Genomic DNA, 14,828 nt, shown 5'->3' on the forward strand with positions numbered 1-14,828 from the left:
CGTGAAACTGCGCGACTCCCGCCTCGCCCTGCCCGCCGATGGCCATTGGCTGACCGCCCGCCTCCAGCATTCGCCGGACGTGCAGGGCCTGGTCATCGTCATCGGTGGCGACGACGCGCACGAGCCGCCGGAGGCGCCCGGCCTGCTCGACACCTTGCACCAACACGACTTCGCCAGCCTGCTGCTCGAATTGCTCAGCGATGCCGAAATTGCGCGAGATGCCGACACCCCGTTCAACATCCCGATGCTCGCCGGGCGCCTGCAAGCCGCCGCCGAATGGTCACGTCACCAGCCCGACCTGAAAACCCTGCCGCTGTTCATCGTGGCGCGCGGCACGGCCTGCGGCGCAGCCGTGCGAGCCGCCAGCCGCAACCCGCAGGATTTTCGCGCCATCGTGTGTCTGGGGGGGCGCATGGACCTGGCCGGCGCGCGGCCGCTGGCCACCTTGCAGGCCCCGACGCGCATCATCGTGTCGGCGGACAACCCCGAGCTTGCCATCCTCCAACGTGCGGCCGAAGCCCTGCCAGCCGGTCACGACATGCGCCTGCTGCCGGCCGACGACGCCCCGGCCCACGCCGCCACCCTGACACTTGAATGGATCGCCCACTGGCGGCACGCGCCTCCCGCGCCCAACGATGCTGAGGAATGATTTCGCCCGCATCCTGCTGTTGCTTGGCGTGGCGCTGCTCGTCGGGTGTTCGGCGCGTATCGTGCCGCCACCTGCACCGGAGCAGCCCGTCAGCGTTTTCGTGCTGGATCACGGCCGTCACTCCAGCCTGCTACTTCCTGTGCACGACGGCATGGCGCGCTATTCGGGGGGCGACCGCGACTACTACGCGCTCAGCCGCACTGACCTCGGCACCGGCTTTCGCGCCGTGTTTCTCGAAACGCCGTCGGTGATCGGCCGCCAGTCGCTCCCCGGCGCGCACGATCTTGCCAGCGCGCAGGCGCAGTTCAGCGTGGAAGTGGTCGAAGCCATCGAGATCCGCGTCGAGGCACTCAAGGCGCGGCAACTCGTGGCCTCGCTCGATGCCCACTTCGACAACCCTCCTGAGGTGCTGCGCAACGAGGCTTACCGCGTCGACTTCGTACCCGACACTCGTCCCTACACCTTCGGCGACAACTCCAACCACCGCGTGGGTGACTGGCTCGAAGCGCTTGGCTGCGAAATACGTGGCCACCCCTGGCTGTCGGCCTGGCGCATGGCCGAGCCCCGCTGAGGCACCCCGCTTCGCCTATAATTGGCGGTTTGCCTCCCGGCCCACCTTCCCGCTGATGTCGCTCAAGCCCGAATCGCTGCTCCCCGAGCTCGCCGCCCTGTCATTCCCGAAGGCCGGCGTGCGCCATACCTTGCCGCTGCTCGCCGGCTCGTCCGACGCACTGGCGGTGGCGCATTTCGCCGCGCGCGGGCGCACGCTGCTGCTGATATGCGCCAACCCGCCCGAAGCGCAGCGGCTGCATGACGAACTTGCCTGGGTGGCGCCGGAACTGCGCGCGCATCTTTTCCCAGACTGGGAAACCCTGCCCTACGACAGCTTCTCGCCGCACCAGGATCTGATCTCAGAGCGTCTGGCCACGCTGTATTCGCTCACCCGCGGCGAGGCCGACGTGGTGATCGTGCCAGCCTCCACGGCGCTGCATCGCATGGCGCCGCCGAGCTTTCTGGCGGCCTACACTTTCTTCCTCAAGCAAGGTGAGCGGCTCGACGTCGACAAGCTGCGCGCGCAGATGGCCACTGCGGGTTACGCGCATGTCACGCAGGTGGTCAGCCCGGGCGAATTTTCGGTACGCGGCGGCCTGATCGATCTGTATCCGATGGGTTCGAGCCTGCCGCTGCGCATCGACCTGTTCGACGACGAAATCGAAAGCATCAAGACCTTCGACCCCGACACGCAGCGCACGGTGTTCCCGGTACCGGAAATCCGTTTGTTGCCGGCGCGCGAATTCCCGCTCGACGAGAAATCGCGTACTGCCTTCCGCAGCCGCTTCCGCGAAACCTTCGAGGGTGACCCCTCGCGCGTGCAGCTTTACAAAGACGTCTCCAACGGCGTCGCGCCGGCAGGCATCGAATACTTCCTGCCGCTGTTCCACGACGAAGTCTCGACCCTGCTCGACTACCTGCCCAAAGACGCCGTGGTGATGCTGCACCACGATGTGCCCGCAGCCATCGACGAATTCTGGCGCGACACGCGCTCGCGCTACGACTTCTTCAAGGGTGATCGCAGCCGCCCGGTGATGAAGCCCGAGGCGCTGTTCCTGGGACAGGAAGAGTTTTTCACTGCCCTCAAAGCGCTCCCCGGCCTGACGCTGCCGGCCAACGAGAATGCAGCCGCCGAGGCTGAGTGTGCGTCCGAAGCGCCACCCGCCGTCGCCGTCGAACGCAAGGCCACCGACCCGCTGCACAAGCTCAAGGCGCTGCTGCAAAGCGACTGGGCACTCGAAGGCGGCCGCGTGCTGCTGCTGGCCGATTCACCGGGCCGGCGCGAAACCATGTCGGAGTACCTCGCCGAGTACGGCCTGAAGCCTGCAGCCAGCGCGGATTTCGCCGGCTTTCTGGCCACCGACGATGCTTTTGCGCTGGGCGTTTCGCCGCTCGCCAACGGCTTCATGCTGCCGCAGGCGCGGCTGGCGATCATCACCGAATCCGAGCTGTACGCCGCCACCGCCCGCCCGCGTGGCCGCCGCGAAAACCGCAAGGCCGCCACCGTTGAGGGCTGGCTGCGCGACCTGTCCGAACTCAAGCCGGGCGACCCGGTGGTACACGCCTCGCACGGCATCGGCCGCTACATCGGGCTGATACACATGGACCTGGGCGAAGGCGACACCGAATTCCTGCACTTGGAATACGCCAACGGCGACAAGCTTTACGTGCCGGTGTCACAACTGCACGTGATCACCCGCTACGCCGGCGCCGACCCCGAGGCCGTTTCGCCGCACCGCCTTGGCTCCGGCCAGTGGGAAAAAGCCAAACGCAAGGCCGCTCAGCAGGTGCGCGACACCGCCGCCGAGTTGCTGGCGCTTTATGCCCAGCGCGAATCCCGCCCCGGCCACCGTTTCGACTTCAAGCAGCATGACCTCGAAGCCTTCGCCGAAGGCTTCGGCTTCGAAACAACGCCCGACCAGCAGGCCGCCATCGACGCCGTCATATACGACATGAAATCGGGCCGCCCGATGGATCGCCTGGTGTGCGGCGACGTCGGTTTCGGCAAGACGGAGGTTGCCCTGCGCGCGGCCTTCGTCGCCGTGGCCGGCAGCAAGCAGGTGGTGGTGCTGGCACCCACCACGCTGCTGGCCGAGCAGCACTACCAGACCTTCGCCGACCGCTTCGCCGACTGGCCGGTGAAAGTCGCCGAGCTGTCGCGCTTCAAGTCCGCCAAAGAGCAAAGCGAAGCGCTCGCGCAGCTTGGTGAAGGCAAGGTCGACATCATCATCGGCACGCACCGCCTGCTGCAGAAAGACGTCAATTTCAAGCGATTGGGCCTCGTCATCATCGACGAAGAACACCGCTTCGGCGTGCGCCAGAAAGAGGCCATGAAGCGCATGCGCGCCGAGGTGGACGTGCTGACCCTCACCGCCACGCCCATCCCCCGCACGCTCGGGCTGGCGCTGGAAGGCCTGCGCGAATTCTCGATCATCGCCACCGCGCCGCAGAAGCGCCTCGCCATCAAGACCTTCGTGCATCCGCACAGCAAAGGCATCGTACGCGAAGCGGTCATGCGCGAATTCAAGCGCGGCGGTCAGGTGTACTTCCTGCACAACGAGGTCGACACCATCGAGAACATGCGCCAACAGCTCAACGAACTGGTGCCCGAAGCACGCATCTCGGTGGGCCACGGCCAGTTGCCGGAGCGCGAGCTCGAGCGTGTGATGCGCGAATTCACCCAGCAGCGCACCAACCTGCTGCTGTGCACCACCATCATCGAAACCGGCATCGACATCCCCAGCGCCAACACCATCATCATCAACCGCGCCGATCGCTTCGGTCTGGCGCAGTTGCACCAGTTGCGCGGCCGGGTCGGGCGCAGCCACCACCAGGCCTATGCCTATCTGCTGACCGATGCCGACGGCAAGCCCTCGTCACCGGCCAAGAAGCGCCTGGAAGCCATCACGGCGATGGAAGAGCTTGGCTCGGGCTTTTACCTCGCCATGCACGATCTGGAGATTCGCGGCGCGGGCGAAGTGCTGGGCGACAACCAATCCGGCGAGATGCAGCAGATCGGCTTCTCGCTCTACAGCGAAATGCTCAAGCGCGCCGTGCGCGACCTGCAGGCCGGCAAAGAGCCCAACCTCGCCGACCCGCTGGACGTAGTAACCGAGATCAACCTGCACACCCCGGCGCTGCTGCCCAGCGCCTATTGCCCCGACGTGCAGGAGCGCCTGACGCTTTACAAGCGCCTTGCCAACTGTGACACCGAAGACGAGTTGCGCGATCTGCAGGAAGAGCTCATCGACCGCTTCGGCGACATGCCGGCTCAAGCCATGGCCTTGCTCGAAACGCATCGCCTGCGCGTGCAGATGAAGCCGTGGCACATCCAGAAGCTGGACGCCTCCGAGTTCCAGATCTCGGTGCAGTTCGGCCCCGAGGCCCCGATCGACCCGGCCAAAGTCATCATGCTCATCCAGAAGGACCGCAACACCCGCATGACCGGCCCGGACAAGCTCGTGCAGAAAATTGCGCTGCCGGAGTTGCGCATGCGCGCGGCGGCGGTGCGCTTGCTGCTGGAAGCCGTGAAAGCCTGATCGGGTTCGCCGAGCATTGCTGCGGCCGCTCCGCAGGGCACGCTGAGCGCAGCGCATTGCGACGGCTGCGTCCATGCCATCGCTCAGCGTCGGATTTCGCCTGTGGCTCAACCCGACCTACTCACCCCGCATTGGTAGGTCGTGATGAGCGAGGCGAATTGCGACAGCGGCGCCCACCCCACCCCACCACCGCACTTTCACGTGCCCGACACCGAGCAGGCCCGGTTCCCCGCGGCAAAAATAGATCGTCCCTATCCCTGCAATCCGGCCAATCAATTTTCCGGCAGGCAGCCGGGCGCTTAACATCGAAGGCACTGTTGCGCCCACGCCCGACCCGTTGCAAAGCCGCGCGTTACAATGCGCCCCCTGCCCCACCTGAAATCGGAAGCCCGCATGTCTGCAGCCCAGACCGAAAACCTCGCCATCGCATCCCTTGATGCCATGCCCTCGCCCGACGAAATCAAGGCGCGCGTGCCGCTGACAGAACGCGCCGCGCAGACCGTGCTGGCTGGCCGCCGTGCGCTCGGCGACATCCTTGATCGCAAGGACCCGCGCCTGTTCGTCGTCATTGGCCCGTGCTCCATTCACGACCCGGTGGCCGGGCTGGATTACGCGCGGCGCCTGAAAAAGGTGGCGGACGAAGTCGCCGACACCATGCTCATCGTGATGCGCGTGTATTTCGAAAAGCCGCGCACCTCCACCGGCTGGAAGGGCTACATCAACGATCCGTACATGGACGATTCCTTCCGCATTGACGAGGGTATGGAAAAGGCGCGGCGCTTCCTGATGGACGTGAATGAAAGCGGGCTTCCCGCCGCCACGGAGGCGCTGGACCCCATCGCCCCGCAGTACTACGGCGACCTCATCGCGTGGACGGCGATCGGCGCGCGCACCTCGGAATCGCAAACCCACCGCGAAATGTCGTCTGGCCTGTCGACGCCGGTCGGCTTCAAGAACGCCACTGACGGCGACCTGGCGGTGGCCATCAACGCCATCGTGTCGGCCTCGGCGCCGCACAGCTTTCTCGGCATCAACAGCCGCGGCGTGACCAGCATCGTGCGCACGCGCGGCAACCGCCACGGCCATGTGGTGCTGCGCGGCGGCGCCGGCCGCCCCAACTACGACACGGTATCGGTGTCGCTCGCCGAGCAGGCGCTGGCCAAGGCCAAGCTGCCGCAGAACATCGTGGTGGATTGCTCACACGCCAACTCGTGGAAAAAGCCCGAGCTACAGCCGCTGGTGATGAAAGACGTGATCCACCAGATTCGCGACGGCAACAAATCCATCGTCGGCACCATGGTCGAGAGCTTCATCGAGGCCGGCAACCAGCCGATTCCGGCCGACCTGTCGCAGCTCAAGTACGGCTGCTCGGTCACCGACGGCTGTGTGGATTGGGACGCCACCGAAGCCATGCTGCGTGACGCGCACCGGGTGCTGTCGCAAGGCGACGTGTTGCGGAGCCGCCTGGGATGAACCTGATCGTGCAGGGCGCCCCGCTCGCGCCCGACACGCTCTCTGCCCTGCAACAAGCCTCCGGCGCCGTGGCGGTCACCCCGCTCGGCGCGCAGGCCTGCCGGCTTGAAACGGCCCACCACACGCTGCAACTGGCCGCCCTGTGCCGCAGCATCGGGCTGGATTGCTGCGCCACGCTGGACCGCCGCCTCGGCGATTTTGGCGTGTTCGTCACCGACATGGACTCGACTCTGATCAACATCGAGTGCATCGACGAGATCGCCGATCTGGCGGGCGTGAAGGCCGAAGTCTCGGAGATCACCGAGGCGGCCATGCGTGGCGAAATCGACTTCGGCGAATCCCTCACCCGCCGCGCCGCCCTGCTCAAAGGCCTGCCCGAGACGGCCTTGGCCGAGGTCTATGAGCAGCGCCTGCAACTCAACCCCGGCGCCGAGCGCCTGATGGCCGCGCTGAAGGCCGCCGACGTGCACACCGTGCTGGTTTCCGGCGGCTTCACCTACTTCACCGAGCGTCTCAAGGCGCGACTTGGTTTCGACGAAACCCACGCCAACGTGCTCGAAGTGCGCGACGGTTTCCTCACCGGCAAACTCGCCGGCCCCATCGTCGATGCCGCCTTCAAGGCCCAAGCTCTGCGCGATGCGCGCACCCGCCTGGGCCTTGCACACGAGCAGACCATCGCCATCGGCGACGGCGCCAACGATCTGCTGATGCTGCGTGAGGCCGGCCTTGCTGTGGCTTACCACGCCAAGCCCGTGCTGCGCGAAGCGGCTGACTGCACCTTGAATCACGCCGGCCTCGACGGCCTGCTGCACCTGCTGACTTGATACCTCCTGTTCAGCGAGCAAGGCTGCCCCCTCCGGCACCTGAAGACCGTCATTGCTAGCACAGCGAAGCAATCTCGCTTTTTTGCAATTGCCGCATGGGAAAAGCGGCTTCTGCCAGCCAAAGCGGCTGAACCAACGTCAGCCGCTCACGTGCCGCAGCATCGCCTCCAACATCGCCTCACCCAACCGTTTGCTGCGTGCGCCACTCCAGCCCGCACGCTCATCCGGCAAGTTGGCGTTGTCCTTGAAGGGCATTTCCAGCGTCAAAGACAGACACTGAAAGTGGTGGGCAGCCCACTTGCTGGCGAGCTTGAGCACATCTTCGCGAAAGCGCCCGTTCTCGTAACCGTACTCGGTTTGAAAATCCGGGCTCGCCGCCTGCACGGCGGCAATGAAGCGCGCCTGCTGCTCGGCCAGACCCGTCGGCAAACCGGGCACATCATCGGCGGTCGAGAAAAATACGTAGGGCAGCGCTTCGTCGCCGTGAATGTCCAGAAACAGCGTGCAGCCCGTGGCCTGCATCGTCTCGCGTACCAGAAACACCTCCGGGCTCGCCACCGTGTCGGGCGCCAGCCATTCCCGGTTCAGGTTGCGGCCAGCGGCATTGGTGCGCAGGTTGCCCAACAAGGCACCGTCCGGGTTCATGTTCGGCACCACATGCACCACCGCCCGCTCGCGAATGCAGCGCGCCACCGGGTCGGACGCGTCCAGCAGCCGATTCACGAAGCCCTCCACGAACCATTCGGCCATGGTCTCGCCCGGATGCTGGCGCGCAATCACCCACACCGGCACTCGCCCCGGCAAGGCTTCGCCAATCACCAGCCGATCCAGCTCGCGCCCTTGCACCGTGGCGCCCAGACTGTCGAGCGTGGCAAACGGTGACTGCGCCGCCTGCGCCACGAAATCCAGATGACGCTCGTGCGAATACGGCTCGAAGTACGCGTAAAACACACTGCCCTGCTCCGGCGTGTGTTCGATGATGAGTTGCCCGTTCTCATAGCGCGTGGGCACGCGAAACCAGTCCTGCCGATCATACGAAGCCACCGCCCGATACCCCGGCCAGCCGTCCGCATACGTCGCCGCCGATGCGTTCTCGAACACCATGCGCACCGCCTGTTGTGCGGCACCCAGCAGACGGAAGTGGAACCACTGGCGGATATCCGCCGCATTGTCATCCCGCAGACGCAGGCGGATGTTGGCCGGGTCGCTCAGATCGACGACTTCGACACTGCCCGAGTCAAAGCCGCTAACGATGCGCAAGGTGTCGGCCATCTCAATCCACCCTTCGACGGAACACCAGTCGGTCGGCATCCGAGGCGTCCGGCACGAAGGCATAGCCCTCGGCATCGAAACCCTTCAGGCCTTCCACAGCGGTGATGCGCTGCGTGATCGCATGCCGCGCCATCAAGCCACGCGCGCGCTTGGCGTAAAAACTGATGATCTTGTACTGCCCGTTCTTCCAATCCTGGAACACCGGCGTGACGATGCGCGCCTTGAGCTTTGCAGGCTTGACCGACTTGAAATACTCATCCGAAGCCAGATTCACCAGCACCGCCGGCTCATCGGCCTTGGCGCGCTCGGCAATCACCTTGTTCAGCGCCTCGGTAATGCGCTCGCCCCACCACGCATACAGCGTCTTGCCCGCCGGCGTTTGCAGCTTCGTGCCCATCTCGAGGCGGTAGGCCTGCATCAAGTCCAACGGCCGCAGCACGCCGTACAAGCCCGACAGAATGCGCAAATGCTGCTGCGCCCACTCCAGGTCCTTCGCCGCCAACGACGGCGCATCCAGCCCCTCATACACATCCCCGTTAAACGCCAGCACCGCCTGCTTGGCGTTATCCGGCGTAAAGGGCTGCGACCACTCCTGATAGCGCGCCACATTCAACGACGCCAACTGGTCGGACAGGCTCATCAGCTTGCTGACCTCCTGCGGCGAAAGCTCACGCAGGATTTCGATCAACTCGGCAGAAGCGTCAAGGTGTTCGGGTTGGGTGTGCTTGGCGACCGTGGGCGGTGTTTCGTAGTCGAGGGCTTTGGCGGGCGAGAGGACGAAAATCATGGGGGCGTGGGTGACAGTGAAGGTGCCCAGATGGTAGCAAACGGCGGGCAGGATGGAGGCGTGGGCTGGAGACAAACCAAGCGCTTGACGTTGCCGCGTCAGACAGTTGCTGTGGAGCTCAATCGAGCTATCCCCTCCACCTACCTCAAGCATCCGTCGCGGGCCACAACCGCCGAGGCGAGACGCCTCTCGTGCTGCCAACCCTCATGCCTTGATGAGCAGCGTGGCAATCCTGTCATTTTTGAGCGTGAAGTAATAACGAAGCACAACCGGGCTGCCCGGGAAATTTCCGCTGAGGTTGGCTGTAACCACAAACCGCTCGCTCTCAGCTTCGACGCTCGTTATGTCTGCAGTTGGCTTCGTAGCCGCTGTTGCCTGATCGACCCACGTCGCTATTTCCTCACCGTAGTGATCGTTCGCCTCGTCATTCACGTGAGCATCAGGAGTGAACAACGAAAGGAAATCGGTGAAATCACGCGCGTTGGTTGCGCGGAAAAACTCAGCGATAACGGGCGGACAAGCGAGACTCATGGTGTTCTCTTGGAGGCTGGGGTCAGATGACTGTTCTTCGACAAGCGGAGCATGCACACATTTTTCAGAACGCTGGACAATTCACGTTCAAGAAAGACACCTTGCCGATTGGATGCTTTGCCCTCACGCCCGCATCAACCGCTTCACCTCGGCCTTCACTTTGTTCATCAGCCCCGGCTCGTCGTTGCTGACCAGCTCGCGTGAGGTGTTGAACTCGGCCATGAAGCGGCGCGCCCATTCGGCGTTGCGGTCGTTGCCCTGGCGTTTGGTGACTTGCTCTTGCGGGATGTCGAGGGCGTCGACTTCGACGTCCATGAAGCGGGCGATGCGTTCGATGGACACGACGGGGTCGCGGCGCACCTGGTCGAAATCCATTTCGATGTAGTTGGCGCCGCTGGCAGCAAGGGTGTAGCGCCAGGAAGCGGTCTGCAGAATGGCCTGGCGCAGGCAGCGGTCGATTTGCTCGAAGTCGTATTTGGGGTCGTCGGTGACGGGCTGCTGGCCGGCGATCCACACGCCGGTCTGACTGGCGATGGCGTGCGATACGGCTTGGCTCAACACATCACGGCGCGACAAGATGACGTAGTAGGCATTCGGGAAGAGCTGATTCAAGCGCTCAAAACTGCCGAATTGCTCGATGTGGGAATAGTGGATCTTGATGCCGAACACGCCGTTGGCGGATGTCCGGCGTTGCTGGATAGCGTGCAGCACGTGCTCGAAGTCATTCACGCCGAGGCGCTTGCGCCATTCGCCAAGGTTCACCGGGTTGGCGTATTCGAGCGGGAAGCCGAAACGGCCAGTCTGGTGCAGCGCATGGCCCAGCATGTGGCTGCCGCAGCGCGCAGTGGAGGCGATGATCAAGACCTTGGACGGATTCTCGACGGCGGGAAGATCGTGCTCTTCGGAGAACTGGTTCTGGTACAGATGCATGGCAATACCTCGTCTGTTTCTGCAAAGGCCGTATCGCCGCGAACACGCCGCCCGCGGTGGGTTGGTGCCAGTTCAACGGATCACTTCGCACCGGGCAAGCCTCGAAACAGACCGTTACCCGGTTTCAGTCGGGGCATCAAAATCCGGGGCAGATGATCGCGGCAGACGCAGCGGTAGCGCCCCGCTCCATCAAGCCAATGCGATAGCGCGTTTGACACCCCACCCAGGTTTGCGGAACATCGCGCAGTTACGCAGCACCCACAGGTTTTCCATGCCCTCCCCGACTTTGCTCGACCGCTCGCTGGCCAGCGTCTGGCATCCGTGTACGCAGATGAAGGAACACGAGCGCTTTCCGCTGGTGCCCATCGCGCGTGGCGAAGGTGCCTACCTGATCGACACCGATGGCCGGCGGCTGATCGACGGCATCAGCTCGTGGTGGGTGAACCTCTTCGGCCACAGCAACCCGCGCATCAACGCGGCGCTGCGCGAGCAGCTCGACACGCTGGAGCACGTGATGCTGGCGGGCTTCACGCATGAACCGGTGGTGCAGCTGTCGGAGCGGCTGACGGCCTTGACTGATCAAAGCCTGGGTCACGCCTTTTACGCATCGGACGGCGCTTCGGCCACCGAGATTGCGCTGAAGATGGCGGCGCACTACTGGCGCAACCTGGGCCGGCCGGAGAAATGCGGCTTCGTAGGCCTGGCCGGCGGCTACCACGGCGAAACGGTGGGCGCACTGGCGGTGACCGACGTACCCATCTTCCGCGACGCCTACGCACCGCTGTTGCGCAGCGGGCACGCCGTGCCCTCGCCCGATGCGCGCACGGCACGAGATGGCGAGAGCGCCGCAGACGTGGCCCGCCGCGCTGCCACTGCGCTGGAAGCACATCTGGAACAACAACACGCCACCACGGCGGCGTTGATCGTCGAGCCGCTGGTGCAAGGCGCCGCCGGCATGGTGATGTACGACGCCGAATACCTGCGGCTGGCGCGCGCGCTGTGCGACCGCTATGAAGTGTTGTTGGTGGCCGATGAAATCGCGGTAGGTTGCGGGCGTACGGGCAGTTTCTTCGCCTGCGAGCAAGCGGGCATCTGGCCCGATCTGCTGTGTCTTTCCAAAGGCATTTCGGGCGGCTATCTGCCGCTGTCACTGGTGCTTTCCACCGACGCCGTCTTTGATGCGTTTTACGCCGACGAAGCCAGCCGCGCCTTTCTCCACTCGCATTCCTACACCGGCAACCCGCTGGCTTGCCGGGCTGCGCTGGCCACTCTGGACATCTTCGAGCAGGATGACGTGATGACCGCCAACCAGACGCGCGCCGCGCAACTCGGCACTGCCCTGGAAAAGCGCTTTGGCGAGCACCCGCGCGTGCGCCATTTGCGCCAGCAAGGCATGATCGCCGCCTTCGACGTGGCCGATGCCGCGCCGGACTTCGCGCGCAGCTTCTTCGCTGCCGGCATGCAGCACGGCGTGCTGCTGCGCCCCATCGGCAACACCGTGTATTTCATGCCGCCCTACATCGTGGATGAGGCCTTGATCGAGCACCTTGCAGACGGTGCCGCGCACGCACTGGAGGCAGCATGAGCCTGCTCGACCATCTGCGCAGTGAGCTTGCCGCGCTGGACGCAGACAGCCTGCGCCGCGTGCGCCGCGCCAATGAGATCCCCTGCGGCGCCAGGATGCGCGTGGCCGGGCGAGAGATGCTGTCGTTCTGCAGCAATGACTACCTGGGCCTCGCCGCCGACCCGACCGTGGCCAAGGCGCTGATCGAAAGCGTGGTGAAGTACGGCGTGGGCTCAGGCGCCTCACACCTGGTGAGCGGCCACTACGACGTGCACGACCAGCTTGAAGAGCGCCTCGCGCGCTTTCTCGGCTGCGAGCGTGCGCTGTACTTCACCACTGGCTACATGGCCAACGTAGGGGTGATTCCGGCGCTGGTCGGGCGCGGCGACGCGGTGTTTGCTGACCGGCTGATTCACGCCTCATTGGTGGATGGCGCCCTGCTCTCGCGCGCCAACCTCACGCGCTACCCGCACAACGACATGGCCGCGCTGGAGACCGCGCTGCAGGCCTCGACCGCCCCGCGCAAGCTCATCGTCACCGATGGCGTGTTCAGCATGGATGGCGACATCGCGCCGCTGGCCGAGCTGCTGACGCTGGCCGAGCGCTTCGATGCCTGGCTGCTGGTGGACGACGCCCACGGCTTCGGCGTGCTCGGGCCGCAGGGGCGCGGCGCGCTGGCCGAGGCCGGGCTGGCCTCATGGCGCATCATCCTGATCGGCACGCTGAGCAAGGCCGCCGGCGTGTCCGGCGCGTTTGCCGCCGGCCACGCCGATGTCATCGAGTGGCTGATGCAGAAGGCGCGCACCGGCATCTTCACCACCGCATCGCCGCCGGTGCTCGCCGCCGCCCTGCTCGTCAGCATCGAGCTGATTGAGCAAGGCGACTTCCGGCGCGAGCGCCTGAACACCATGATCGATGCACTGCATGGCACGCTGAAGCTCAAGCGCTGGCAGTTGCTGCCCTCGCGCACGGCAATCCAACCGGTGCAGATCGGCGACAACGCCGAGGCGCTGCGCGTGGCCGCGGCGCTGCGCGATGCCGGCGTGCTGGTGCCGGCCATCCGCCCACCCACGGTGCCCAAAGGCACGGCGCGGCTGCGCATTTCGCTGTCGGCGCGGCACGAGGTGGAAGACGTGCTGCGCCTCGCCAACCTGCTCAACGCCCTGGAGGGCTTTTGATGCGCCGTGCCGAAGAAACCCCGCTGGTGCTGCTGCACGGCTGGGGCATGACACCGCGCGTCTGGAATGGCCTGCGCATCTGCCTGTCGCCACGCCTCGTGGCCACGCCAGCGCTGCCCGGCCACGCTGGCACGGCCTCACCCGGCAGATGGCTTGAAGCCTGGAGCGAAGCCGTACTGGCTGACCTGCCGCAACGCTGCGTTCTGGGGGGATGGTCGCTGGGCGCCATGCTGGCGCTCGATCTGGCGCACCGTCACCCCGAGCGCATTGCCGCGCTGGTGCTGTTCGGCGCGACCCCGCGCTTCGTTGCCGGCCCCGACTGGCCGAACGGGCTGGACGCCGCCACCGTGACCGGCTTCAACGAAGGTTTCGCCACCGACAGTGAAGCCACGCTGCGCCGCTTCATGGCGCTGCAGGCCATGGGCGAGAGCCGTCGACGGGGCGTGGTGCATTCGCTCGGGCAGGCAGTGGTGAGCAACGAGGAATACCAGGCCGACAACCTCGCCGAAGGGCTCGACATTCTCACCCACTGCGATCTGCGCGACATCGCACAACACATTGCCCAGCCGGTGCGCCTGATCCACGGCCGCGACGACGCCGTGATGCCGCTGGCCGCCGCCGAATGGCTGGCTGAGGAGTTGCCGTACGCAAGGCTCGACGTGCTCGACGGCTGTGGCCACGCGCCGGTGGTGTCGCAGCCCGAAGCCTGCGCGCGCATCGTCGAGGAGGCCCTGCGTGGCTGACAGCGTGCAAGCGCGCCGCGCCGTGCGGCATGCCTTCGACCGCGCGGCAGCCAGCTACGACACCGCCGCCGGTGTGCAGCGCGAAATCAGCACGCGCCTGGGCAAGCTGATCGAAGCGCAGCCGCCACGTGCCGCCCCTGCACGCCTTCTGGATGCCGGCTGCGGCACGGGCTACGGGCTGGACGTGCTCACGCGGCACTTTCCCGCGGCGCAGTGCCTTGCGCTGGATTTTGCGCCTGCCATGCTGGAGCGCGCACGCAGTCGGCCGGCGGTATCGCCGTTGTGTGCCGATCTGCAGGCCCTGCCGCTGGCCGATGGCAGCATCGACGCGGTGTGGTCTAGCCTGGCATTGCAATGGTGCGACCCCACACGCGCCTTCGCCGAATTCGCGCGCGTGCTGGCGCCCGGCGGCACGGCCTGGATCGCCACGCTCGGCCCGGCCACCCTGCACGAACTGCGCGCGGCCTTCACGGCGGTAGACGCCGATGAACATGTGTTGCATTTTCGCCCGCCGGAAGACTGGATTCGGATGGCAGAATCATCAGGATTCTGGATTTTGAGCACGCAGCTTGAACAAACCTGCGTTCGGGCGGTCGATTTGCGCGGAGTCATAGGGCATCTCAAAAGCATCGGCGCACACCGTGTCAGCTCCACGGCACGCCGGCCGTTGCGGCGTTCTGAATGGCGCGTGCTTGAGGAGGCCTATGAAACCCACCGTGATCATGACGGTTTGCTAACGGCAACCTACGACGTGATCCTGCTCGCGCTGCGTCGGCGCTGAAAAAA

13 protein-coding genes are annotated in these 14,828 nt (G+C 65.3%); 9 read left to right on the forward strand and 4 right to left on the reverse strand.

Translation table 11 applies throughout. The annotated features are described in order from the left end of the window. Position 1: 1 nt before the first annotated feature. The 5 genes from AC6H0W_RS11200 (at position 2) to serB (ending at position 7,037) form a co-directional block, all read left to right on the forward strand. The gene (locus tag AC6H0W_RS11200) at positions 2–649 is read left to right on the forward strand and encodes a dienelactone hydrolase family protein (protein ID WP_497577237.1); all 648 of its coding nucleotides are present in this window, start codon (positions 2–4) and stop codon (positions 647–649) included. Next, positions 636–1,220, forward strand: coding sequence for a hypothetical protein (locus AC6H0W_RS11205; protein ID WP_497577238.1), 585 nt, complete (start codon positions 636–638; stop codon positions 1,218–1,220). Before AC6H0W_RS11200 ends, AC6H0W_RS11205 begins: the two co-directional genes overlap by 14 nt. 55 nt (positions 1,221–1,275) lie before the next feature. After that, positions 1,276–4,740: a transcription-repair coupling factor gene (gene mfd, locus AC6H0W_RS11210; protein ID WP_497577239.1), complete on the forward strand. Its 3,465-nt coding sequence runs from the start codon at positions 1,276–1,278 to the stop codon at positions 4,738–4,740. Positions 4,741–5,133: 393 nt separating this feature from the next. Further along, the gene (locus tag AC6H0W_RS11215) at positions 5,134–6,213 is read left to right on the forward strand and encodes a 3-deoxy-7-phosphoheptulonate synthase (RefSeq protein WP_497577240.1); all 1,080 of its coding nucleotides are present in this window, start codon (positions 5,134–5,136) and stop codon (positions 6,211–6,213) included. After that, entirely contained in the window at positions 6,210–7,037 is an 828-nt protein-coding gene (gene serB, locus AC6H0W_RS11220; protein ID WP_497577241.1) for a phosphoserine phosphatase SerB, read from the forward strand. The genes AC6H0W_RS11215 and serB overlap by 4 nt, the downstream gene beginning before the upstream one ends. A gap of 138 nt (positions 7,038–7,175) precedes the next feature. On the opposite strand, the gene AC6H0W_RS11225 is transcribed toward serB, so the two are convergent. The 4 genes from AC6H0W_RS11225 to AC6H0W_RS11240 form a co-directional block, all read right to left on the reverse strand. Continuing rightward, the gene (locus AC6H0W_RS11225; RefSeq protein WP_497577352.1) at positions 7,176–8,297 is read right to left on the reverse strand and encodes a M14 family metallopeptidase; all 1,122 of its coding nucleotides are present in this window, start codon (positions 8,295–8,297) and stop codon (positions 7,176–7,178) included. 13 nt (positions 8,298–8,310) lie between these two features. After that, positions 8,311–9,096: a peroxide stress protein YaaA gene (yaaA, locus tag AC6H0W_RS11230; RefSeq protein WP_497577242.1), complete on the reverse strand. Its 786-nt coding sequence runs from the start codon at positions 9,094–9,096 to the stop codon at positions 8,311–8,313. 204 nt (positions 9,097–9,300) lie between these two features. Next, positions 9,301–9,627 (reverse strand): nuclear transport factor 2 family protein, encoded by a 327-nt coding sequence (locus AC6H0W_RS11235; protein ID WP_497577243.1) that lies wholly within the window; start codon positions 9,625–9,627, stop codon positions 9,301–9,303. A gap of 123 nt (positions 9,628–9,750) precedes the next feature. Continuing rightward, positions 9,751–10,557, reverse strand: a complete 807-nt coding sequence (locus AC6H0W_RS11240) for a Stf0 family sulfotransferase (RefSeq protein WP_497577244.1) — start codon at positions 10,555–10,557, stop codon at positions 9,751–9,753. Between the two features lie 271 nt (positions 10,558–10,828). On the opposite strand from AC6H0W_RS11240, the gene bioA reads away from it, so the two are divergent. From bioA to bioC, 4 genes are read left to right on the forward strand one after another with little or no spacing between them, the layout of a single operon-like run. Then, the gene (gene bioA / locus AC6H0W_RS11245) at positions 10,829–12,142 is read left to right on the forward strand and encodes an adenosylmethionine--8-amino-7-oxononanoate transaminase (RefSeq protein WP_497577245.1); all 1,314 of its coding nucleotides are present in this window, start codon (positions 10,829–10,831) and stop codon (positions 12,140–12,142) included. Next, positions 12,139–13,299, forward strand: a complete 1,161-nt coding sequence (gene bioF / locus AC6H0W_RS11250) for an 8-amino-7-oxononanoate synthase (protein WP_497577246.1) — start codon at positions 12,139–12,141, stop codon at positions 13,297–13,299. The genes bioA and bioF overlap by 4 nt, the downstream gene beginning before the upstream one ends. Continuing rightward, positions 13,299–14,042, forward strand: a complete 744-nt coding sequence (locus tag AC6H0W_RS11255; RefSeq protein ID WP_497577247.1) for an alpha/beta fold hydrolase — start codon at positions 13,299–13,301, stop codon at positions 14,040–14,042. The genes bioF and AC6H0W_RS11255 overlap by 1 nt, the downstream gene beginning before the upstream one ends. Further along, the gene (bioC, locus tag AC6H0W_RS11260) at positions 14,035–14,823 is read left to right on the forward strand and encodes a malonyl-ACP O-methyltransferase BioC (RefSeq protein ID WP_497577248.1); all 789 of its coding nucleotides are present in this window, start codon (positions 14,035–14,037) and stop codon (positions 14,821–14,823) included. The genes AC6H0W_RS11255 and bioC overlap by 8 nt, the downstream gene beginning before the upstream one ends. Positions 14,824–14,828: the final 5 nt, after the last annotated feature.

This window comes from Pseudazoarcus sp. NS20, from assembly GCF_059703745.1.